The organism is Bacteroidota bacterium (assembly GCA_020402865.1).
GTDB lineage: Bacteria > Bacteroidota > Bacteroidia > Palsa-965 > Palsa-965.
This window is the reverse complement of the sequence record JADBYT010000002.1, coordinates 293809-316213: the sequence shown is the minus strand read 5'-3', so window position 1 is coordinate 316213 and position 22405 is coordinate 293809. Positions and strand designations below refer to the sequence as shown.

Here is a 22405-nt window from a genome sequence, read left to right as displayed (position 1 = left end):
ACACACGGAAACAGCCTGTTTTTTTGTAATTCCTTTTTTAACCTCAACACGGGTTTCATGCTTTCGCTTCCCGTCTAAAAAACCTTAACTTTACGGTAAAGCAAAAAGTATGCGTGCACAACGTTTTTTGATGCTGCTGGGAAGTGCGGGAATAGCAGCGGGAATGTTTGTAAGCGGCTGCCGCCGCGACATGCCGGCCGATTTAACGGAGCGCGGATATCCGGTAGAAATAGCCAAAATTCTGATTACCAAATGTGCCGTTTCGGGCTGCCACAATGCACAGAGTGCGGGGGCTGCAGCGGGGCTTGACCTGAGTTCGTGGACTTCGCTGATGCGGGGCGACAGGAACGGTGCGGTGGTGATTCCGTATGCGCACGAATACAGCACGCTGTTTTTGTTTACCAATCATTTCGAAGATTTGGGCGTATTTGCCGAGCCTACGATGCCTTTGCAGGACGAACCGCTGAGCCGCGAAGAGGTAATTCGTCTGCGTAACTGGATTGATGCCGGTGCGCCCGATGCCAACGGTTACGTGGCATTCAGTGATAATCCGAACCGGGCAAAATATTACGTGACCAATCAGGGTTGTGATGTAGTGACGGTGTTTGATCAGCAAACAGGCGTGCAGATGCGCAAGATAAAAGTGGGCGCTGAGGGTGTAATTGAATCGCCGCACAACGTAAAAATTTCGCCCGACGGACAGTTCTGGTACGTGGTGTTTTCGAACGGGCGTTACATTGAAAAGTACCGCTGTTCAGACGATGCGTTTGTGGGGCGTATTTTGCTTGGGCCGAATTCAAACATTGCCTACGGAAGCTGGAATACGTTTTCAATTACGCCCGACGGACAGCGCGCCTACGTGGTGGACTGGAACCCGAACGGACGCATTGCACAGGTAAACCTGAACACCATGCAGTTTGAGCTGATGTTTCAGGGTTCGGGCCTGCTGGTGCAGCCGCACGGCTCGGCCATACATCCAAACGGCGATACGCTGTACGTAACCTGCAACCAGGGCAATTACATTTATAAATTCGACATCAGCGATCCGCAGTTTACCACTTCGCCTGACAAGGTGGTGATAGATGGCACCACACAACCGCTGAACACCAACAGCGAGAATCCGCACGACATGATTTTTTCGCCCGACGGAACGAAGCTCTATATAACCAGCCAGCATTCAAACAAAATACGCGTGCTCGATGCCGCCACCATGCAGCTGATTGCCACGGTTCCGGTTGGTGTGTATCCGCAGGAACTGGCCATTTCACGAAACTCGCCTTACCTGTTTATTACCTGCATGGAAGATACGGCCACTTACCCCGGCAACCGAGGCTCGGTGTATGTGATTAATACGAATACCAACACGGTGGAAGCCAGCCTTAACTCCGGCTTTCAGCCACACGGCGTGGCCGTTGATGATGCGAAAGGAATTTGCTTTGTGGCCAACCGCAACGTGGCTTCGGGCGGGCCGGCACCGCACCACAGCACAAACTGCGGCGGACGAAACGGCAACGTGGTATTTATCCGCTTCGGCGACTGGCGCGTAATTCCGGGCAGCAAAATAGAAGTAGCCGTTGACCCGTATTCCTGCGCCGTGCGACCATGAGCCACGAAGGCAAATACATTGTGCTGTTTGACGGCGTTTGCAACTTTTGCAATGCCGGGGTAAACCGCATCATTACACACGACCCGAAAGACCGTTTCCGCGTGGCTCCGCTGCAATCGGAAATTGCCGTTAAACTGCTTGAGCCCTTTGGCATAAAAGCCGAAAATTTAGACAGTGTGGCATTGATAGAAAACGACAAAATCTATCAGCGTTCCTCTGCCGCGCTGCGCATTGCACGGCGCATGAGCGGAGCCTGGCCACTGCTGTTTGTGTTTATTATTGTTCCGCCTTTCCTGCGCGATGCCGTGTATGACTGGGTTGGCCGGAACCGCTATAAATGGTGGGGAAAACGCGAGGCGTGCATGGTGCCTACGCCGGAGATCCGAAAGAAATTCCTCAGTTAATCTTCATAATCACTTCAAGAAAAATCTTTCCCCGAACTTCGTTTCACAGGCAACCCACAATCATTTTTACGACTTGATATTTAGGATTACCTCTTTCCTAAACCGGAAATTATGAAAAAGCTATTTCTACTTTTCTTCCTGACATTTTCAATAGCTGCCGTTTCACAGTCTATTACAATTACTCCAGAGACCTATGCGCAACTGAAACTTGCCGGGCAGCTGCAACCAAACACCCGTTACGTATTTAACGCAACTTCAACACAAGCAGCCCACACCAGGTATTCAAACCCTCCCGTGCAGCTGCAAAGCAGTAACGTGTGTAACTGCATGATTCCTCTGGATTCGACATTTTTTGTGGTGCCTTTCCAAGGCTCCTTCCCGCCCGATTACCGTAACGATGATTTTTCCTCACCGGGTATATCGTTGCCATTTAGTTTTAATTACTTCGGCACACCCAAAAATGCTGTATTTATAAATAACAATGGAAATATTTCCTTTGATACTACATACTTCAATTTCACTGCAGACTCATTCCCTACAACCAGTGTAGGAATGATTGCCCCGTTTTGGGCCGATGTGGATACCCGCGACAGCTTAAGTGGTTTGGTGTATTATAAAATTACTCCCACTTATATGGTTATAAAATGGGATAGTGTGGGATATTTTAACATCCATTCAGATAAGCGAAACAGCTTTCAGCTTATCATCACAAATGGATTAGACAGCATCTTACCTCCGGGAAACAATGTAGGCTTCTGCTACGGCGATATGGAATGGACAACAGGTGATGCATCGGCAGGGGTGAATGGTTTTGGCGGTGTGCCGGCCACAGTGGGTGTGAACCAGGGAAATGGCGTGGACTATTTTCAGGTTGGCCGTTTTGATACATCAGGCTATGCGTTTAACGGACCTTACGGCACTGCCGATGAAGTAAGCTGGCTCGATGACCTTGAAGTATATTTCAATATCGGTATTCAGGGCAACGTTCCTCCTTTTATTATGAACAGTGCGCTGTGCGATACAATTGACGTGTTTACTGGCGACACATTGCGGACAATGAATCAGGATTCGATACAAATTACATTTCGCTTTTTTACACCTGAAATCAACCAGACCGTTACGGCTTCATTCACCACCAATGCTCCCGCAGGAGCGATGAGCACAGAATCAATCGTAATGCAAAATGCCTATAAAGAATACATTTGCACGTTCAGAGCGAAAGACTTTCCTCCCGGTGTTTATACAATAACGGCAACTGCCAGCGACAATGGTTTTCCTGCACAAACTTCAACATCAACAGTAATCATCCGCACATACTATGATGCTTCGGTAACCGGCATTTCAGAACCTGCAGAAGTTACTTCACTTCAGGTTTACCCTAATCCGGGCAACACGGCACTTACACTTCGCCATGATGCAACTGTTTCTGATCAGCTTGTATTTGTGTTAACAGACGTTTCCGGGCGGGTAGTTTCAGAAACGCGCATCAACAGTCATACACAACTCATCGAACTAAGCGGCGTACCGGCAGGCTTGTATTTTGGTTCGCTTGTAAATGAACATGGCGTTGTTTCCAGCGTAAAAATTATTCGCAATTAAGGAATATATGCGCATTGAACTGAAAGCTCCGGTTACACAAAACCGGAGCTTTTTTTATGCAGCTTAACGAATGTGTTGCACAAATCGAAGTCTGCTAAAATTGATCTGTTTCGGGAGATTTGGGTATCTTAGATGACGAAATTCACCTGTTATGTCGCGCATCGAAATCCTGAAAACCTACAAGCTCTATATTGGCGGACAATTTCCGCGTACTGAATCAGGCCGTTATTATCCGCTTACGGATAAAAAGGGCAAGGTGCTGGCAAATATTTGTCTGAGTTCGCGCAAGGATTTCAGGAATGCCGTGGTGGCTGCACGCGGCGCATTTGGCGGCTGGAGCGGCCGCAACGGCTACAACCGCAGTCAGATTCTCTATCGAATAGCCGAAATGCTGGAAGGCCGCAAGGCACAGTTTATTGAAGAACTCATGCAGCAGGGCCTCACCAAAGCCGCCGCCGAAAAAGAAGTGGCTCTTTCGGTTGACCGCCTGGTGCATTATGCCGGCTGGTGCGATAAATATCAGCAACTGTTCAGCACGGTGAATCCGGTGCAATCGTCGCACTTCAACTTTTCGGTGCCAGAGCCTGCGGGCGTGGTGGCTGTGGTGGCACCGCAGGATACGTCGCTGGCCGGGCTTGTATCGGTTATTGCGCCGGTAATTGCCGGCGGCAACACTTGTGTGGTGCTGGCTTCGGAACAAAAGCCGCTTTGCGCCATTACGTTTGGCGAAGTGCTGGCTACTTCCGATTTGCCCGGCGGTGTGATAAATATTCTCACCGGCCAAATCAAAGAGCTGCTCAGCCACATGGCCTCACACATGGATGTGAATGCACTGGTAATGGCAGCGGGCAGCGCCGCCGACTGGAAACTGGCGCAGGAAAAAGCAGCGGCCAATGTGAAACGTACATTCAACTGGAGCGAAAACAACTGGAGTGATGCCGCAGCACAAAATCCGTATTTCATTATCGACCTGCAGGAAGTAAAAACCACCTGGCACCCGATTGAGCAGATTGGTGCGGGCGGTGCGAAATACTGATTTATTCAGTAACTTTAGTTGATTAAAAATTATGCCATGACAACTGCATCACTGAAAGAGGAAATAATCCGCCATATCAATTCGATTGATGATGAACAGCAGTTGAAAATGTTGTCTGCTATTATCGAGCAATTACCAATGATTAATGAAACCAGCGAGGATTTAACACCTGATGAAATTGCCTCAATTCTAAAGGCTGACCAGGAAATTGAGGCCGGAACTATCCATACTGAAAGTTGGCATGCGCACCTCAACAGATTGAGAACCGAAATTTCACATTCAAAAAACAAGGCCGGATAATTCTTTCGTGCTTTATGCAGATTATTGAGTCACGTCTATTCGCCAAACAACTTGAATCTGCTGTTGAATATTACGTCGATATACATGAAGCTCTGGCATTAAGTTTGCTCGATGATATTGAAGTTAATCTACAGTCACTGATCACTTTCCCCGAAAGTGGCAAGCCGGTTACACATTCGATCCGAAAAATAAATTTATCACGATTCCCTTACCACATCTACTACAAACAAAACAGGGATAAACTTTCACTTGTGGCATTCATTCATTTTCGCAGAGCCAACAGAAAATATTCGCTATGAATGAAAACCCGCTCTACAAACCTGCCTTCACCGCCGCACACGAAGCCGGCAAAGCAATACTGCACATTTACACCACGGCCTTTGAAGTAGATTACAAAGCCGACAACACGCCGCTTACTCAGGCCGACAAAGCTGCCGACGAAATCATTTCGCGTTATCTGGCTCCTTCGGGCATTCCCATTCTCACCGAAGAAGACGACGCCAATCATCCTTACGAGGAATACCGCTCGAAATGGACACAATGCTGGATTGTGGATCCGCTTGATGGCACTAAAGAGTTTGTGAAGCGCAACGGCGAATTTACCGTGAACATAGCACTTTGCGAAAACGGCACACCCGTGTTCGGCATTGTGTATGCGCCGGCCAAAGGCTTGTTTTACTATGCCGCCAAAGGCGAAGGTGCCTGGCTTGTGCACATTGCCCACACACAGCATTCGCCAGATTTCACCCCGGCTCTGCGCCTGCCCCTGCAAGCTTTGCCCGAAGTGTTTACCATTGCCGGCAGTCGTTCGCATTCATCGCCCGAAACAGAACAGTATGTAAATATGCAACAACGCCGTTTCGGGCGCGTTGATTTTTTGCCTTCGGGCAGTTCGCTCAAATTCTGCCTGGTGGCCGAAGGCAAAGCACACGCATACCCGCGCTTTGCGCCTACCAGCGAGTGGGACACGGCTGCCGGCCACATCATTGCACTCGAAAGCGGCGCGCGCGTAAGCACCTGGCCCGACGGCGGTGTACTGCGCTACAACCGCCAAAACCTCATCAATCCTCACTTCCTCGTTACGGCGGCTGAAATTGATTAAATTTGCCGCCTGTCTTCCTTACTCAGCGCAAATGGCCAAAGTTGCTTTAATTACCGGGGTTACCGGTCAGGATGGTGCTTACCTTGCCGAACTGCTTTTGCAGAAAGGCTACGAAGTACACGGCATTAAACGCCGCAGTTCGCTTTTCAACACACACCGTATTGACCATCTCTACCACGACCGGCATGAGCAGGGCCAGCCTTTTCAGCTGCACTACGGTGATCTTACCGACTCTACCAACCTCATTCGCATTGTACAGGAAGTGCAGCCCGACGAGATTTACAACCTCGCGGCACAGTCGCATGTAAAAGTATCGTTCGAAACACCGGAGTACACGGCCAATTCCGATGCATTAGGCACCCTGCGTTTGCTTGAGGCCATACGCATACTCAAACTCGAAAACAAAACGCGTTTTTATCAGGCTTCTACGTCGGAACTTTACGGCCTTGTGCAGGAAATTCCGCAGCGCGAAACCACACCTTTTTATCCGCGCAGCCCCTACGGTGTAGCCAAGCTGTATGCGTTCTGGATTACTAAAAATTACCGCGAGGCTTACGGCATGTATGCCTGCAACGGTATTTTGTTTAACCACGAAAGCCCCATACGCGGCGAAACATTTGTGACCCGGAAAATTACCCGTGCCGCAGCCCGCATCAAACTCGGCCTGCAGAAAAAACTGTACCTCGGCAACCTTGATGCCGAACGCGACTGGGGCCATGCCCGCGACTATGTGGAAGGCATGTGGCGTATGCTTCAGCAGGATAAGCCCGATGATTATGTGCTGGCTACCGGTATAAAAATTTCGGTGCGCGAATTTGTAAACTGGTCGTTTGCCGAAGCCGGCATTACCCTGCGCTGGGAAGGCAGCGGTGTGGATGAAAAAGGTGTGGATGCTGCCTCGGGCGAAGTGCTGGTGCAAATTGATCCGCAGTATTTCCGTCCGGCTGAAGTAGATCTTCTTGTGGGCGATGCCACCAAAGCCCGCACCGTGCTTGGCTGGGAACCCAAAGCCACCGTGCAGGAACTTTGCCGCGAAATGGTGCAGTCTGACCTGAAACACTTTGAGCGCGACCGCTATCTGATGGACGGCGGCCACACCGTATCTCACTTTCACGAGTAAGCCATGAGCACACAGCTAAGCACCGAATCGAAAATATTTGTGGCCGGGCATCGCGGCATGGTGGGCTCGGCCATTGTGCGGCGGCTGCAACAAAACGGCTGCAAAAATATCATCACGCGCACATCAAAAGAACTTGATCTGCGCAACCAGGCTGCGGTAAATGATTTCTTTGCAGCTGAGAAACCGGAGTTTGTATTTCTGGCCGCCGCCAAAGTGGGCGGTATTGTGGCCAACAACACCTACCGCGCCGATTTTATTTACGAAAACCTCATGATTGAGGCCAACGTAATTCATGCCGCGCATGTGCATGGCGTGAAAAAACTGCTCTTCCTCGGCTCCACCTGCATTTATCCGAAAATGGCACCGCAGCCGCTTCAGGAAGATGCGCTGCTCACCGGCCTGCTTGAACCTACCAACGAACCCTACGCCATTGCCAAAATTGCCGGCATAAAAATGTGTGATGCCTACCGCGCACAATACGGCTGCAATTTCGTATCGGTGATGCCCACCAATTTGTACGGGCCCAACGACAACTACGACCTGCACAACTCGCACGTAATGCCTGCGCTGCTGCGCAAGTTTCACACCGCCAAAGCCACAGGTGCTGCATACGCCGAAATATGGGGCACCGGCACACCGCTGCGCGAGTTTTTGCATGTGGATGACATGGCCGATGCCTGTGTGTTTGTAATGAACCACTGGAACGAACCCGGCTTCCTCAACATCGGCACCGGTTCCGACATAAGCATTGGCGATCTGGCAAAACTCATCAGCAGCATTGTAGGCTTTACCGGCGAACTTCGTTTCGACACCAGCAAGCCCGATGGTACGCCGCGTAAACTTACCGATGTGAGCCGCCTGCACGCACTGGGCTGGGCGCACCGCATCGACCTCGAAACCGGTTTGCGAAGTGTGTACACCGATGTAAAGCCACTTTTTGATCAGGAACTGGCCGGCAACCACGTGCTGCGCGAAGCTTAATTGCACAACGACATGGCAGAAAAAACATTTCGTTTCTCACTAGAAGGAGAAACCAGCGCCCGCCTGCTGTTCCGCAGATTAGAAGAAACAGACCGGATATGCTGGCTGGAGTTTTGCCGTGATCCTGATTCCCTGAAATACATTTTCAATGTGAATGACATCAAATCGGCCGAAGAAAATCTTGAGGTTTGGTTTGATAAAGTGAATTTCCGTTACGCCAATGATTTGGGCGGGATGAATGCCCTGATTGAAAAACAGAAAAATGAATTTGTGGGGCAATGCGGGCTGCTGGTGCAAACGGTAGATGAAATTGAAGAGCTCGAAATCGGCTACTCGCTCATGCCTGCATTTCGCGGAAAAGGTTTTGCCACCGAAGCTGCCCAAAAATGCCGCGATTATGCGTTTGAAAATAATTTCAGTCCCTCGCTCATTTCCATTGTGCATATAGATAATGTTGCCTCGCAGCGCACCGCACTTGCCAACGGCATGCAGCCCGACAAACAAACCCTGCACAAAGGCGATCCGGTAATTATTTTCAGAATTACCCGCGAAGCCTGGGAAAAGCTGCGCTAACCGGGGCATTCCAGAAATATAGAATAAACTACCTATAAAAATAAATATAGGCTTTTTTACCTATATTTATAATTATAGAATAAATTACCTATATACTGAAAACCGGCACCTTTGCGCTTTCTGCGAAAGCGCAGGATTTTAAAATATAGAATAAATTACCTATATTTTGAATTATAGGCTTTTTTACCTATATTTGAAAAAAATAAATTCATGCCGTTTGCCGTAATTACCGGAGACATAACAGGATCATCAAAACTCAAAGATGGGCAGGAAAGGGCGTTGTTGGCCCAAAAGCTCAAAGAGTGCCTTGTGTTTACTGCCAAAGCAAGAACAAATCTGGAAATTACCCGGGGCGATTCATTTCAGGTAATTGTGCATGAATATAAAGATGCCCTGTTTGCCGCAGTTTACATCAGGTGCTTTTTAAAAACAATTCTTAAGCCGGGTGTGGAAGTAAAAAAAAGCACCGACAGGAAAAAGAAAAAGACGGGGCGAAATGTATTTGTAAATGCAGGCGGGAAAGAGATACGGGATGGTGTACTGATAACCGATGCGAGGCTGAGCATAGGAATAGGTGATATCAATTACAAAGCGAAAAAGCTGTCTGAATCAGACGGCACTGCCTTTCATAATTCAGGGCGGGGTTTTGATGCGCTTTTAAAAGACAGAAATCTTTCCATTACCACAGATAAACATATCGCCACACAAAAATCGCTTGAACTGATTTGCGAGTATGTGGATCATATTATTAAAGGCTGGTCGTTTAATCAGGCCGAAGTAGTGCTTGCCTTGCTGAAAGCCGGGAATAAGGAAATAAAGCAAAGCGATCTGGCAAACAAATTCGGAATCACACAACCCTCGCTGAGCCAGCGAATAAGTTCGGCAAACTGGGAATTACTTAAAAAATCAATCAGCGTTTCGCGCGAAATGCTGGCTCAGGAAATTTAAACACCGCATCATGCTCTTTCTGAAATTGCTGCTCAGCCACCTGCTCACCGATTTTGTGTTACAGCCGGGCAAATGGGTGAAAGACCGTAACGAAAAAAAACATAAATCGGTTTATCTGTACCTGCATGGTGCCATTGCGGGTATTCTGGCAGGAATATTTACCGGAAATTTTATCGTGCTCTTTGCGGTATTGATTACGCACACGGGTATTGATTTATGGAAAAGTTATAAGGCCGATAAACTGATTTATTTTTATATCGATCAGTTTCTGCATTTGCTTGTACTGCTTTTCTGCTGGGTATATATGGGCAATGATACTCAGATGGCAATAATGACGCAGTTGGGAGAGCATATTGAACGGTTGGCAAACAACAGAAATTTTCTGGCCATAATTACCGGTTATGTGTTTGTAATCTGGGTGGCGCGGATAATAATTGCAAAAAGCATAAAAATCTGGTATGATAAAATAGCCGATACACTTGGCGGCGATACACTGAGCAATGCAGGCATGTGGATAGGTATAAGCGAACGTACCATTACATTTACACTCGTATTGGTAAATCAGTACGAAGCAATCGGTTTGCTGATTGCCGCAAAATCAATTATCCGTTTCAGGGAAAAATCGGAATCGCCGGTAAATAATGATTTACTGCGCAGACAGACAGAATATGTACTCATAGGCACGCTGTTAAGTTTCGGCATGGCGTTGCTGGCAGGAATTGCCGTAAAAACAATACTATTGTAAGCCCGAAAACCGAAACTTCCGTCCAGCTTAGCCAGTATAACGAGCCGAACCACCTCCGCATGAAACATTTCTTCGTTTTGCTGTTTGTATTAGCCGCATGTTCTTTGCGCGCACAACAATCGGTTTCGCCGCTCAATTTTGAATGGATGCAGGAAACCGAGGCAGAAATGGTAAGAAATCGTGGCCTGCTCATTCCTTCCGGGCTAAGGCCTTTCATTCACGACCCGCAACTGCAAAGCATTATTGCCGCCGATTCATCGGTTTCGCTGGTAATGCCGGTGCATACCAGCATGAAACCCTGGATTGAAAACGGCATGCCGGTGCGTAAAACCATTACACTGAACAATGCCCACCAGAAGCAGGCGGCCAATGGCCCCGGCTTTGGAAACTGGCTCAAACGCTGGCATTATCAAAACAGTTTGCTGCAGGTTGAACGCCCGGCCAAAGATGGTGAGCCAGCATTCAACCTATATATCGACCCGCTTTTCAATTTGCAGGCGGGCAGTGCCACAGACAGCACCGGCAGCGGCACATTCTGGATAAACACCCGCGGTGTAACGGCCCGTGGCGATATTGGCCGGCGTATATCGTTCGAAACCTCGTTTCAGGAAAACCAGGCCATGATGCCGGAGTTTATTGATGCCTACGCCCGCAAAACACTGGTTATTCCGGGGCAGGGCCGCTGGAAAACATTCGATACAACAGGCTTTGACTTTGCCATGGCATCGGGCTATGTATCTGTAAAAGCGGCAAAATGGCTGAATGTGCAGGCTGGCCACGGCAAGCATTTTGTGGGCGATGGCTACCGCTCGCTGCTGCTGTCTGACAATAGTTTCAACTACCCGTATGCACGGCTCACGGCATGGTTTGGGAAAAAGTCGCAGTTTCAGTTTACCAGCTTGTATGCCGTGCTTACCAATTTGCAAAGCATTTCGCCGGTACCACCCCAAACCGAGCGGCTGTTCCAGAAAAAGCCTGCCTCGTTTCAAATGCTGAGCTGGCGGCCGGCACGTATTTTTGAACTCGGCTTCTTTCAGGGCGTAATGTGGAATGCGGCCGACTCGGCAAACCGGGTAAACACCGGCTTTTTATTCTGGAACCCGCTGCCCGGCATTGGCCCGGCCGCCGAGGGCATGAACAGCACCCGCAATTATATGCTGGGGCTGAACCTGCGGGTGGATATATTGAAAACAGCCTCTCTTTACGGCCAGTTTATGCTCGACAATTTGGGCAACAACAGCATAACAAGGAAAATGGGCTGGCAGGCAGGGCTTAAATCGTTCAATACATTTACCATTAAACACCTTTACATACAGGCCGAGTACAACCGCGTAATGCCCTACTCCTACGCCACTGCCGATGCCGCCCAATCGTGGACACACTACGGCCAGCCGCTGGCACACCCGCTGGGCGCAGGTTTCAGCGAGTTTACCGGCAGCCTGCAATACAAAATCGGCGATTTCTTCGTGCATGTGCGAGCCACCTCGGCCACCTTAGAAGCAAACACAAACGGCCAGAACTTTGGCCAATGGCCTTTCCTGAGCGACAACACTGCCACCACCTTATTGCCCTCCAACACACGACTCAACTACCTCGATGCCCGCATTGGCTGGATGATAAGCTACGCCAGCAACCTCAACGTAAGTGCCGGACTCACCGCCCGCAATGTAACAAACAACTCCACCAACAACGCGCAAACCCTTTTCAGCGTGGCCCTGAGAACTTCGCTCAGCAATATTTACTACGATTTCTTCTGACCCCGGCTGAAATTGCCAAACCGGACTCACTGCTTTCACGTATTTTATTGCAATCACCAACTCAAGTAATTAAGGGTGTTTCCCTTTCCATCCAACCGGAATTAACACCCGTCGAACGAAAAAAGAAATTGGTCGTAATAAAGAATCTTACATTTGTGTACAACCTGTTAATAAGTTGCTTCGTATAAGCAACACCAAACGCCCACCTGACCACGCTATGGAGCATCTTATACTGGCATTTTTAACATCATTCTTTGTGGTGCTTCTGGTTACGCCTTCGTTAATTAAAGTGGCGTTTCTGAAGCGCCTGTTCGACGAGCCGGGCGAAGCACGCAAACTGCATAAGCGGGTGGTGCCCACCATTGGCGGAATTATCATTTTCGCAGCTACTGTTTTTGCCGTTTCCCTCTGGTTCCCAAATGGCATCAATCAGTATGACGGTCTGATCCGGGGCGTGAAAGATTTTCAGTATGTAGTGGCCACGTTGCTCATGCTGTTTTTTGTAGGAATTAAAGATGATATTGTGGGAACCGCGCCGATTAAAAAACTGGCGGCGCATATTATTGTGGGAATGATTCTGGTGCTGATGGCTGAAATCCGCATCCGCAGTTTACACGGCCTGTTTGGCATTTATGATATTCCGCTTTGGGCGAGTATCTTCCTTTCGCTGTTTACCTATATTGTAGTAGTCAATGCATTTAACCTCATTGACGGGGTTGACGGCCTTGCGTCAGGTGTGGGGCTTATTGCATCAGCGGCATTCGGCACAATTTTCATGCTGGGCGGCGATCTGGTAATGGCGCTTCTTTCGTTTTCGCTGGCGGGTTCGCTGGCGGCTTTTCTGTTTTTCAACTTTTCGCCCGCCAAAATTTTCATGGGCGATTCCGGCTCACTCAGCATTGGCCTTATTATGAGTATTCTGGCCATTAAGCTGGTAGAGTTTGTGCCGCAGGAAAACACACCTTTGGTCATTAAAGAACTTGTATCGCCGGTAACCGTGCTTGCTATTTTGGTTTATCCGCTTACCGACACACTGCGCATTTTCATTTACCGCGCCATTAAAGGTATATCGCCTTTTTCGGCCGACCGGAATCACCTTCATCACCTGCTTATCGACAGCGGATTTTCGCACAAAAGCACGGTAATTAGCATTTACAGCGGTACGCTGGCTGTAATGGGTGTAGCTTTTGGCACACGCCTGCTTGATGAAACAACTGCATTTATTATTACCGGCACCGCCAGCATACTTCTTATGCTTACACCCATTTTTATTAAGCGCCGCCACAACAAAAAGCAGGCGCAGCTTAAGCCCAAAACCCGCCAGCTCACATCAGTTGAAGCCGCCTGATGATAAAACGCTCTACTCCCCGAATCCTTCTTTTTACATTTATCGCTGCGATTATCTCGCTGCAGTTGCTGCATGCACAACTTAACTATGGCCTCTCGGCCAGAGATTATCCCGAAAGTGCTGACTACATCAATAACATTGTCCACGCGCACAGCGCAGTGCGCAGCCTGCCCGGCGGGCTTTATGATAGTTTAAAATTCCCTCTTTTGCCCGATGCACGATATGCACGCGCACAGCGGCAAACGTTTGCCAACTACTATTCACGCAGCGAAGGCTTTCTGGCCGGCGGGAAATCGGCCATGCTGGTGCGTCCGCTTTACCAGATGCAGGCCGGGGTGGATGCCGGCGCTGGCGAAACCATTTATGAATCGGCGCTGGGTTTTCAGCTGAGTTTTGATGTAAAAAAGAAAATTGGCGGCGAGCTGCGCGCAGCAACCGGCATGGCCAGCTTTACCGATTACGTGGACAGCCAGATTGTACGCACACAACGCATACCCGGCTGGGGCGATTTTGCCTTTGCCGATTCAAACGGCGTGTACAGCTGGCAACATGTATCGGGCTACCTGAGCTGGAAACCCAACCGCATTTTCAACCTCCAGGCCGGGCGCGACAAGCATTTCTGGGGCGAAGGCTACCGCTCGCTCTGGCTGTCGGATGTAAGCGGCCCTATGCCTTACCTGCAGCAATCAACCAAAATATGGAAGCTGCAGTACACAAGCCTTTTTACCGCACTCAGCCATCCCGGCGGCCCAACCGGCCGCGACCTGCGCACAGCCTATGCTTCCTTTCACCTCATCAGTTTCAACGCCACCCGATGGCTCAACCTGCAGGTATTTGAATCGGTGGTGTGGCAAGGCACCGACAACAACCGCTTCCGTGGCTTTGATGTAAACTACCTTAACCCTGTAGTGTTTTACCGTCCGGTCGAATACAGCCTCGGTTCCAGCGACAATGCCATGCTGGGCTTTGGCTTTGGCCTGCGCATCAACCAGAACAACCGTTTTTACGGACAGCTTATTCTCGACGAGTTTCTGCTGCGTGAAATACGTGCACAAAACGGCTGGTGGGGCAATAAACAGGGTCTGCAGCTCGGCTACAAATCATTCAACCTGTTTCGTGTAGTGGGTCTTACACTTCAGGGCGAGCTGAATATGGTACGCCCCTACACCTATGCGCATGGCAGTCCGCAGCAAAGCTACACGCATGCCGGCATGCCGCTGGCGCATATTCTTGGCGCCAATTTTACTGAAGCCATCGGCATTCTGGCGTTCGACCGGAGCCGGTACTATTTGAGCGGCAAACTCATGGTAGCCAAATTCGGGCAGGATACTGCCGGCCTGAATTATGGTGGCAATCCGTTGCTTTCCTACTTCCCCCGCCCCCGCGAGTATGGCAACTTTATTGGTCAGGGCTTAGCCACCAACCTCATACACGCCGAATTTAAAGCCGGCTGGAAACTGAAGCTGCCTTTCCCGATTGTAGTTGAGCTCACCGCCGGCATTCGCCGCCAAACAGCTGCCGGACAGTCATTTAACAGCGCCTGGGTGCTTGCCGGGCTAAAACTAACGCCCTGGCGTTCGTACCGCGATTTCTGAGGTTAAGCTGATTTAATTTAGAAGAGGTCTAAATTCTGCCCCCGGGCGGCACAACGAGGCGAGGCAGTTGCTACATTTGCAAAGTTTTTCTGCCCACCGAAATTGCAAACCAAGGCACAAAGCATAGACGAACCGGCACGCGCTGTGAGTAAATTCAGCGATTACGCACAATTTATGAAATTCCGGCTGGCTTCGCTGGTCGTGTTTTCGGCTGTAATCGGTTACTTCATGGGCATACGCGAATTTTCGCGCGCGGCCGACTGGCTTGAAATTACCATGCTCATTCTGGGCGGTTTTCTGGTAACGGGCTCATCCAACGGATTTAACCAGCTTATCGAGCGCGAAACCGACAAGCTCATGACACGCACCGCCAACCGTCCCATACCCACAGGCCGCATGTCGGTAACTGAGGGCATGGTTGTGGCCGGAATTACAGGCGTGGCAGGTATTTTTCTGCTTTGGTATTATCTCAACCCGCTCAGTGGTTTGCTTTCAGCCCTATCACTGGTGTTGTATGTGGCGCTTTACACCCCCATGAAACGAGTTTCGCCGGTGGCGGTGTTTGTGGGCGCATTTCCGGGCGCTATTCCGGCCATGCTGGGCTGGGTGGCGGCTGATCCGGGCTTTGGAAGTATCGGAGTAACGGCTCTTATTCTTTTTGCCGTGCAGTTTGTATGGCAGTTCCCGCATTTCTGGGCCATTGCCTGGGTGGCCGATGAAGACTACCGTAAAGCCGGTTTCCGTTTGCTACCCTCTGCCGGCGGACGCGACAAAAGCACGGCGTTTCAGATTCTGGTGTACACCCTGTTTCTGATGCCGCTGAGCGTAATGCCCCTGCTTCTGCCGGTGTACAATAGCGGCGAGCTTATTTCAACGGGGGTAATCGGTGTACTTATTTCGGTAGCCGCCGGTGCATTATTTACTGCTCAGGCCTTCAAGCTCTACCGCACACTCGACTCAAAAGATGCCGCACGTGTAATGTTCGGCTCATTTATATACCTGCCGGTGGTTCAGCTGGCGCTGCTTTTTGGCTAAAAAACAACAGGATGGAAAGTGCAATGGAACTCAAAACTGAAGAGCAAAAACGCCAGCAGAAAGGCCAGCGCGGATTGCTTGCGCTGGGTATTTTCAGCATTGTAATGATTTTTGCAGGACTCACCAGTGCCTACGTAGTGCGCCGCGATGGCGGTGAATGGTACAGTCTGGTTATGCCTGATGTGTTTAAAGTGAGCACAGCTGTTATCCTCATCAGCAGCCTTACCATAAACTTTGCCCTCTGGGCCTTCAAAAAAAATAAAAAACAACTGGGAGTTACACTCATGTCAACCACCCTTTTGCTGGGTCTGGCTTTTTGTTACACCCAATTTCTGGGCTGGCAGGAGCTCACCAACAATGGAATTTTCTTTGTTTCGCCCGATAAACAACCTGCACTGATTTCAGGTTCGTTTCTGTATCTTTTCTCCGGACTTCACCTGCTTCACCTTGCCGGCGGAATTATCGCACTGATAATCACCACTATAAAAGGCGGAATGGGCGCTTACAACTCGTCAAATACACACGGAGTAGTACTTTGTTCCACTTACTGGCATTTCCTCGACGGTTTGTGGATCTATTTATTCCTGTTTTTGACATTTTTTAAGTAAACTTGCAACCGCATAATTTCAACCACTAATACCCACATTCACTATGGCAGGCGCTGCTGCTGATCTGAAACAATACCAACACTGGGACGGAGGCGGGGTTTCTCCCCTCCGCGCGAGCTACGGTAAACTCTTCATGTGGTTTTTCCTTATCTCCGATGCGCTCACCTTCTCAGGTTTCCTTTGTGCCTACGGTTTTAACCGTTACAAGTTCTTTGGCGAGTGGCCCGTGCCCGGCGATGTGTTCCATCACTTCCCGTTCCTCCACGGTGTTCACCTCCCGCTCATGTATGTAGGTTTAATGACCTTCATTCTTATCATGAGCTCGGTAACTATGGTACTTGCCGTAGAAGCCGGCCACCGCAACAACAAACGCCAGGTGCTTATCTGGATGGCTGCAACTATCGTAGGCGGCTTCATGTTTGTGGGTTCGCAGGCATGGGAATGGTACAACTTCATTAAAGGTTCAGAGCATGGTGCCATTTTGTACAATCAGGAAATCTATACGTATCCGGTTGATCATATCACGCACGAGCCAAACACCAAACTGCTCAAACTGCACGGCAACGTTCTTACAGAAGCAAAATCGGCCGAGATTATGGCTAAGGGTGAAAAGTTCTACGGAGCTAACCTCAAGCACAACGAATACGGTCATACACTGTTTGCCGACTTCTTCTTCTTCATTACCGGTTTCCACGGTTTCCACGTATTCTCCGGTGTGATGATTAACCTTGTAATTTTCATCATGGCGCTTCAGGGTGTAATGCACCGCCGCGGTCATTATGAAATGGTAGAAAAAGTAGGTTTGTACTGGCACTTTGTAGATTTGGTGTGGGTATTCGTATTCACCTTCTTCTACCTGCTCTAATTACATGCTCAATCGAATAAAGATATAACCGCATAATAAAACGGATATGGAATTCAACGATTATCAGGCACCTTACGAAACGATGGCTCATCATGATGATGCCGCAGGTAAGAAAGTGCGTCGTAAGCTCTGGAATGTATTCTGGCTGCTGCTCCTAGTAACCATTGTGGAAGTATTGATTGGTTTGTATGCGCAGGAAGCACTCGGACCGCTGATGCTTAAAATCATTTTCATTGGCCTTACCGTGGTAAAAGCAGCTTACATTGTAATGGTGTTTATGCACTTGGGCGAAGAAGCAAAGTGGACGAAATGGGTAATTCTTGTTCCCTTCATTTTCTTCATTTTGTATCTCATCGTAATGCTTGTGGCCGGCGAAGGCACCTATTCGCAAGACAATCGTCTTGACGGAGGCAGTGCACAACCCACCGAACATGCAGCACCGGCAAAACACGAAGGAGGCGAGAAACATTAACCAATGAAAAAAGGACTGATTCTTTCCGCAGTTCTCTTTCTCCCCATTACAATCTATTTGATTTTTTCGCTGGGAGTGCCTAAAGTAATGCCGGCACCCGTGTTTGGACCGAGAACACCTATTCTCGTGAAAACCAAAACAGGCGGTACAAAAACCGACACCAGCTACTATCATCTTCCGGCCTTCAGCTTCACAGATGCTGAGGGCCGTTTGTTTTCGGGAAACGATCTGAGAGGGAGCCTGTACATTGCCGCATTTGTAGAGCGTGATTCGGTGAGCAAACTTTTTCTGCACCTCGTGCAGGATCTGAGAGTGAATAAAGGCAAATGGGGCACAGCCCGTTTTCTGTTTCTCGAAAAAGGCGATTCGCTTGGACACAAAGCTGCTGCCGACTTTGCCATTAATGCAAAAAGCATTGAGTGGGATTCGGTACAGGTTGGCGCATTGCTGCCAGCCACATACGATACCCTGCGCGACAAGCATTTCTTCATTGAAACGCCCGGCCTTGCCAAACAGCCGTGGTTCAATAAAAGCGACTTTGTGCTGATTGACCGTTCGGGCCGAATACGCGGTTATTACAACATGCGCAATGCCGCCGAACTGAAACGCCTGCGCGAAGACATCAGCCATGTTACCTTTCACGACGAAGCCCTTGAAACGCTTGAAGGGCAAGTCATTGAGCAACGCCGTAAATAATGAATTACTTTTTTCTCGCGTTAACAACTGCTTTTCTGCTCGGCTGCAGCGGAAATCCAAAGCCTGTTCCGGCCGATTCAATCATTGCCGGCGAAGTGGACATGAGAAATACCGGTTTAACCCGGCTCATGAAATACTTCCCGCAAGACACCACCATTACCGGCAGCGATACTGTAGTAAAGTATCATACCATTCCGCTCGAAAAATTTACCGCGCAGGACGGACACACATACTCACACGAGGAAGAGCGCGGGAAAGTGAGTGTAAACAGCTTTTTCTTTTCCACCTGCGAAGGCATCTGCCCCATTGTTTCCAATGGAATGAGCCGAATTCACGACGCCTACAAAAACAATCCCGATCTCAAACTTGTTTCATATACGGTAGATCCGGAAACAGACAACCCGGTTGCGTTGAAAGCTTACGCCGCCCGCTATGGTGCTGATGAAAAGAAATGGACATTCCTCACCGGCGAGAAAAAAGCCTTGTACGGACAAATCCGCAACGGCTTCATTTTGCCCGATGTGGTGCCCGGCGACGGTGGCCAGGAAGACTTCATTCACAGCGAACAGATTGTGCTGGTTGACAGGAATCTCATCATCAGAGGCTATTACAACGGCACCGATTCACTGGCGGTTGACAGCCTGATTCAAGACATAAAATTATTGCTCGAAGAAAAGTAAAGCACCATGTTACCACAACCTTCCATTACCAAAAACGATAAAAAAGCCTGGTGGCTGATTGGCATTTTTTCTTTTGTAGTATTTGCCGTAGTTACCAGTCTCAGCCGCATCAAGCTGGAGATTGACCTGGGTTTTGATGTACACATTTTTGCACGCATCAATGCAGCAATCAACACGCTTGTAGCAATTTTGCTGCTATTTGCATTGTGGGCGGTTATGAAAGGGAAATACGTGCTGCACAAAAAAACAATGATGGCCGCCATGGTGCTTTCCATACTTTTTTTGGTTTCCTACATTGCACACCACTTACTCAGCGGCGATACACGCTATGGCGACATTGACCATGATGGTATGCTGAGCGATGATGAAAAGCTGGCTGCCGGGGGCATTCGCATATTTTACTTCATTTTGCTTATGCTGCATATTTTTCTGGCTGCCATTATTCTGCCGTTCATCCTTTTTACCGCATACCGTGCAATGGTGGCTGAATATCCGCGTCATAAAAAACTGGCACGCATTACCTGGCCCATCTGGTTTTTTGTGAGTGTGAGCGGAGTTGTTGTTTATCTGATGATTTCGCCATATTACGCTTAAGCCGTAAATTTGTAACTCAAAACAAAAGCCATGAAAATCAGTAAGCCGCTTGTAGTAGTTGTGTTGGTGTTGTGCGCGATGCTGTTTGCCGATACCGAAATGTATGCACAGGGTTGCTCGGCCTGCAAAGCCGCAGCCGAAACCGGAACCGATGGCAATGGCAATAATGTGGCCGGAGGTCTCAATAACGGGATTCTGTATCTCATGGCGGTGCCGTATGTGCTACTCTTTATCTTTTTCCGCAAGCGCATTCTGGCTTTTCTGAAAGAACTCCGCAGCATGTGGGCATAATCCATGCAAACACATTTCAGTGCATTTAAAAACGCCGGTTTTGCTATTATCAACCCGTGCGTAAGCGAACCGCTCACCAATGCACTGGCGGCCTGTATTCCTTGCCAACCAGTTTACAATTCATCCGTTCGCGGCGTGCAGCAAGTATTTGCAATTCGCAAATTACTACATACAGTTCCTGCACTAAAGCCCGTACTTATTGAAGCGGGCATTGCATCACTGGCACAAGATTACTTTAAAGACGATGTAAAAGTTATTCGTTCCATTTACTTCAATAAGCCTGACGGTGCAAACTGGATTGTACCCTGGCATCAGGACTTAACGGTGAATTTGACCGAGCGGCACGAAACACCCGGCTTTACCGGCTGGGCCGAAAAGGAAGGACAGATCACCGCAAAAGCTCCGGCATCTTTACTCAGTCGCATTCTTACTATTCGCATTCATCTTGACGACTGCGATGCAGAAAACGGAGCATTGAAAGTAATTCCCGGCTCACACCTGAATGGGGAATACAGGCCCGAACAAACCGGCAATGACTTTTACCGCAATGCCGTTTGCTGCAATGTACCCAAGGGTGGCGTTATGCTTATGCATCCGTTGCTGCTGCATTCATCAGCCCGCAGCTAGGGACGACAGCGCCGCGTCATTCACCTCGAATTTTGCAGCGATAATTTACCACAGCCGCTGCAATGGTCGGAGGCCGTTAGTCTGTAACTATTTATCCTTGTACTTTACAAGAATATAGGTAATGCAAGCCACAATAGTGCATCCAAGCAATCCTATTGAATGAATTGTTGCTGAAACTACATCGGTACTTAGGCCTGGTTTATCAATATACTGTGCAAACAAAATCAGGATGAAAAATTTACAGACTAAAAATATCAGGGCAAGGATTCCTATAAAACGATTCATCTATTTAGTTTTTTTATTGCGACAATCTATCTATAATTTCGCTGCTCTGAAAAACACATAAATCATTCCAGCTAAGGAAAGTGAGGCAATCAGGCCAAGACTTAGTGCTATGTTTCCCAGCACCTGTGCCTGCGATGATGATACATTAGATGGGCTGTCTATGGTGTACACAGAAATCGATATGATACCAATTGCACAGGCAAAGAAAATCAGAAATAGTAAGGTGAATAATAATTTCATGTCAGCAGATTAATGATAATCAGGCAACTCAAAAATACGCACCGTAGGAATATGTGCATTGAAATACCCATAGCCTCCCTGCACATTTGTGGGGAAATTAATCGGTTCGCCGGTGAGCTGATTGATTAATGAGCCCGAACGTTTGTAAGCCGAAAGAAACTCATAGTATCCTTTACTGATGTGCGACACGGTAACCGCAATCGTATCGTAGTACCCTACATCCGTTATTTCGCGGTTGCGCACAAGGCGGCCGTTCTGGTCGAAATCGGTATCCGTGATAAGGTCAAAGGAAGTGAGTTTGTTTTGCCCCGCTGCGAAATACGTATTGGGGTCGAGGCTGGCACCGGTATCGTTGTTGTTGCGATAGAAATTTACGACGTAAAAATTTTGTTCGCCGGGAATGTCGGTGAGTTCGTAATGCACAAACAAATTTGTGTCGTTTGAGAGATACTCGAAATAAGGGGCTACAGAATCGGGTACCACTTGCGGCATGAGTTGCGTGGTGGAAGTAATTTCGAGATTCATCACCACATCACGTGCGCGCAGTGTATAGGTGCCGTAATTACTGAGCAGTACATTGATGCTGGCATAAATACCGGGCGTAATCATGTAAAGTGTATCGGTGCCGCCGGGATGATCAACAGTCACGATCGCATTTTCAACCAGCACCGAATCAAGGAAATTATCGCTGATGGTATCGGCGTTGCCGCCGGTACTGAGTGCGCTGAAACTGCGGGTAAGACCCACAACCATAATCTGCCCCGGCACAACCTGCGAGGTAACTACCAGTTTAACCGGCGCCTGTGCTATTTCAATGTCGATGGGTTCAGGACGGCAGCTTGTGGCAAACACAAATGCAAGCAGTGCGGAGATATAAAGACTAATATTTTTCATGACG

The 22405-nt window shown here is 48.8% G+C and carries 25 protein-coding genes; 24 read left to right on the top strand and 1 reads right to left on the bottom strand.

Going from position 1 to position 22405, the window contains the following annotated elements; all coding sequences use genetic code 11:
* Window positions 1-109: 109 nt before the first annotated feature.
* The 24 genes from IM638_02405 to IM638_02290 all read left to right on the top strand — a co-directional run bounded on the left by IM638_02405 (window position 110) and on the right by IM638_02290 (window position 20982).
* Complete coding sequence (locus IM638_02405; GenBank protein MCA6361862.1) at window positions 110-1606, top strand: YncE family protein; 1497 nt, start codon at window positions 110-112, stop codon at window positions 1604-1606.
* Window positions 1603-2010, top strand: coding sequence for a thiol-disulfide oxidoreductase DCC family protein (locus IM638_02400; protein ID MCA6361861.1), 408 nt, complete (start codon window positions 1603-1605; stop codon window positions 2008-2010). Before IM638_02405 ends, IM638_02400 begins: the two co-directional genes overlap by 4 nt.
* A gap of 111 nt (window positions 2011-2121) precedes the next feature.
* Window positions 2122-3609 (top strand): T9SS type A sorting domain-containing protein, encoded by a 1488-nt coding sequence (locus IM638_02395; protein MCA6361860.1) that lies wholly within the window; start codon window positions 2122-2124, stop codon window positions 3607-3609.
* A 151-nt stretch (window positions 3610-3760) separates the two neighbouring features.
* On the top strand, window positions 3761-4645 hold the full coding sequence (locus IM638_02390) for an aldehyde dehydrogenase family protein (protein ID MCA6361859.1): 885 nt from the start codon (window positions 3761-3763) through the stop codon (window positions 4643-4645).
* 36 nt (window positions 4646-4681) lie between these two features.
* Entirely contained in the window at window positions 4682-4945 is a 264-nt protein-coding gene (locus IM638_02385; GenBank protein ID MCA6361858.1) for a hypothetical protein, read from the top strand.
* A gap of 14 nt (window positions 4946-4959) precedes the next feature.
* Window positions 4960-5244, top strand: a complete 285-nt coding sequence (locus IM638_02380; GenBank protein MCA6361857.1) for a type II toxin-antitoxin system RelE/ParE family toxin — start codon at window positions 4960-4962, stop codon at window positions 5242-5244.
* Window positions 5241-6047, top strand: a complete 807-nt coding sequence (gene cysQ / locus IM638_02375; protein ID MCA6361856.1) for a 3'(2'),5'-bisphosphate nucleotidase CysQ — start codon at window positions 5241-5243, stop codon at window positions 6045-6047. The genes IM638_02380 and cysQ overlap by 4 nt, the downstream gene beginning before the upstream one ends.
* Before the next feature lie 31 nt (window positions 6048-6078).
* Window positions 6079-7167: a GDP-mannose 4,6-dehydratase gene (gene gmd, locus IM638_02370; protein MCA6361855.1), complete on the top strand. Its 1089-nt coding sequence runs from the start codon at window positions 6079-6081 to the stop codon at window positions 7165-7167.
* A gap of 3 nt (window positions 7168-7170) precedes the next feature.
* Window positions 7171-8148, top strand: a complete 978-nt coding sequence (locus tag IM638_02365) for a GDP-L-fucose synthase (protein MCA6361854.1) — start codon at window positions 7171-7173, stop codon at window positions 8146-8148.
* 12 nt (window positions 8149-8160) lie between these two features.
* Complete coding sequence (locus IM638_02360) at window positions 8161-8721, top strand: GNAT family N-acetyltransferase (GenBank protein MCA6361853.1); 561 nt, start codon at window positions 8161-8163, stop codon at window positions 8719-8721.
* A 210-nt stretch (window positions 8722-8931) separates the two neighbouring features.
* Complete coding sequence (locus IM638_02355) at window positions 8932-9669, top strand: hypothetical protein (protein MCA6361852.1); 738 nt, start codon at window positions 8932-8934, stop codon at window positions 9667-9669.
* A gap of 10 nt (window positions 9670-9679) precedes the next feature.
* A complete protein-coding gene (locus IM638_02350) occupies window positions 9680-10414 on the top strand; it encodes a DUF3307 domain-containing protein (GenBank protein MCA6361851.1) in 735 nt (244 codons plus the stop codon).
* Window positions 10415-10473: 59 nt separating this feature from the next.
* A complete protein-coding gene (locus tag IM638_02345) occupies window positions 10474-12171 on the top strand; it encodes a hypothetical protein (GenBank protein ID MCA6361850.1) in 1698 nt (565 codons plus the stop codon).
* 217 nt (window positions 12172-12388) lie between these two features.
* A complete protein-coding gene (locus IM638_02340; GenBank protein MCA6361849.1) occupies window positions 12389-13519 on the top strand; it encodes an undecaprenyl/decaprenyl-phosphate alpha-N-acetylglucosaminyl 1-phosphate transferase in 1131 nt (376 codons plus the stop codon).
* Entirely contained in the window at window positions 13519-15114 is a 1596-nt protein-coding gene (locus tag IM638_02335; GenBank protein ID MCA6361848.1) for a hypothetical protein, read from the top strand. Before IM638_02340 ends, IM638_02335 begins: the two co-directional genes overlap by 1 nt.
* Window positions 15115-15288: 174 nt before the next feature.
* The gene (cyoE, locus tag IM638_02330) at window positions 15289-16149 is read left to right on the top strand and encodes a protoheme IX farnesyltransferase (protein MCA6361847.1); all 861 of its coding nucleotides are present in this window, start codon (window positions 15289-15291) and stop codon (window positions 16147-16149) included.
* 11 nt (window positions 16150-16160) lie between these two features.
* Window positions 16161-16757 (top strand): cytochrome c oxidase subunit 3, encoded by a 597-nt coding sequence (locus IM638_02325; protein ID MCA6361846.1) that lies wholly within the window; start codon window positions 16161-16163, stop codon window positions 16755-16757.
* Window positions 16758-16800: 43 nt separating this feature from the next.
* On the top strand, window positions 16801-17622 hold the full coding sequence (locus tag IM638_02320; GenBank protein MCA6361845.1) for a cytochrome c oxidase subunit 3: 822 nt from the start codon (window positions 16801-16803) through the stop codon (window positions 17620-17622).
* 46 nt (window positions 17623-17668) lie between these two features.
* Window positions 17669-18094 carry a cytochrome C oxidase subunit IV family protein gene (locus tag IM638_02315; GenBank protein MCA6361844.1) on the top strand — a complete coding sequence of 142 codons (426 nt, stop codon included), beginning with the start codon at window positions 17669-17671 and terminating at the stop codon, window positions 18092-18094.
* 3 nt (window positions 18095-18097) lie between these two features.
* Window positions 18098-18790, top strand: a complete 693-nt coding sequence (locus tag IM638_02310; protein ID MCA6361843.1) for a hypothetical protein — start codon at window positions 18098-18100, stop codon at window positions 18788-18790.
* Window positions 18790-19470 carry an SCO family protein gene (locus tag IM638_02305; GenBank protein ID MCA6361842.1) on the top strand — a complete coding sequence of 227 codons (681 nt, stop codon included), beginning with the start codon at window positions 18790-18792 and terminating at the stop codon, window positions 19468-19470. Before IM638_02310 ends, IM638_02305 begins: the two co-directional genes overlap by 1 nt.
* Window positions 19471-19476: 6 nt before the next feature.
* The gene (locus IM638_02300) at window positions 19477-20064 is read left to right on the top strand and encodes a DUF420 domain-containing protein (GenBank protein ID MCA6361841.1); all 588 of its coding nucleotides are present in this window, start codon (window positions 19477-19479) and stop codon (window positions 20062-20064) included.
* A 30-nt stretch (window positions 20065-20094) separates the two neighbouring features.
* Window positions 20095-20355: a hypothetical protein gene (locus tag IM638_02295; GenBank protein ID MCA6361840.1), complete on the top strand. Its 261-nt coding sequence runs from the start codon at window positions 20095-20097 to the stop codon at window positions 20353-20355.
* 3 nt (window positions 20356-20358) lie between these two features.
* The gene (locus IM638_02290) at window positions 20359-20982 is read left to right on the top strand and encodes a phytanoyl-CoA dioxygenase family protein (protein MCA6361839.1); all 624 of its coding nucleotides are present in this window, start codon (window positions 20359-20361) and stop codon (window positions 20980-20982) included.
* 534 nt (window positions 20983-21516) lie between these two features.
* Here IM638_02290 and IM638_02285 read toward each other — a convergent pair.
* Window positions 21517-22401, bottom strand: a complete 885-nt coding sequence (locus IM638_02285) for a DUF4249 domain-containing protein (protein ID MCA6361838.1) — start codon at window positions 22399-22401, stop codon at window positions 21517-21519.
* Window positions 22402-22405: the final 4 nt, after the last annotated feature.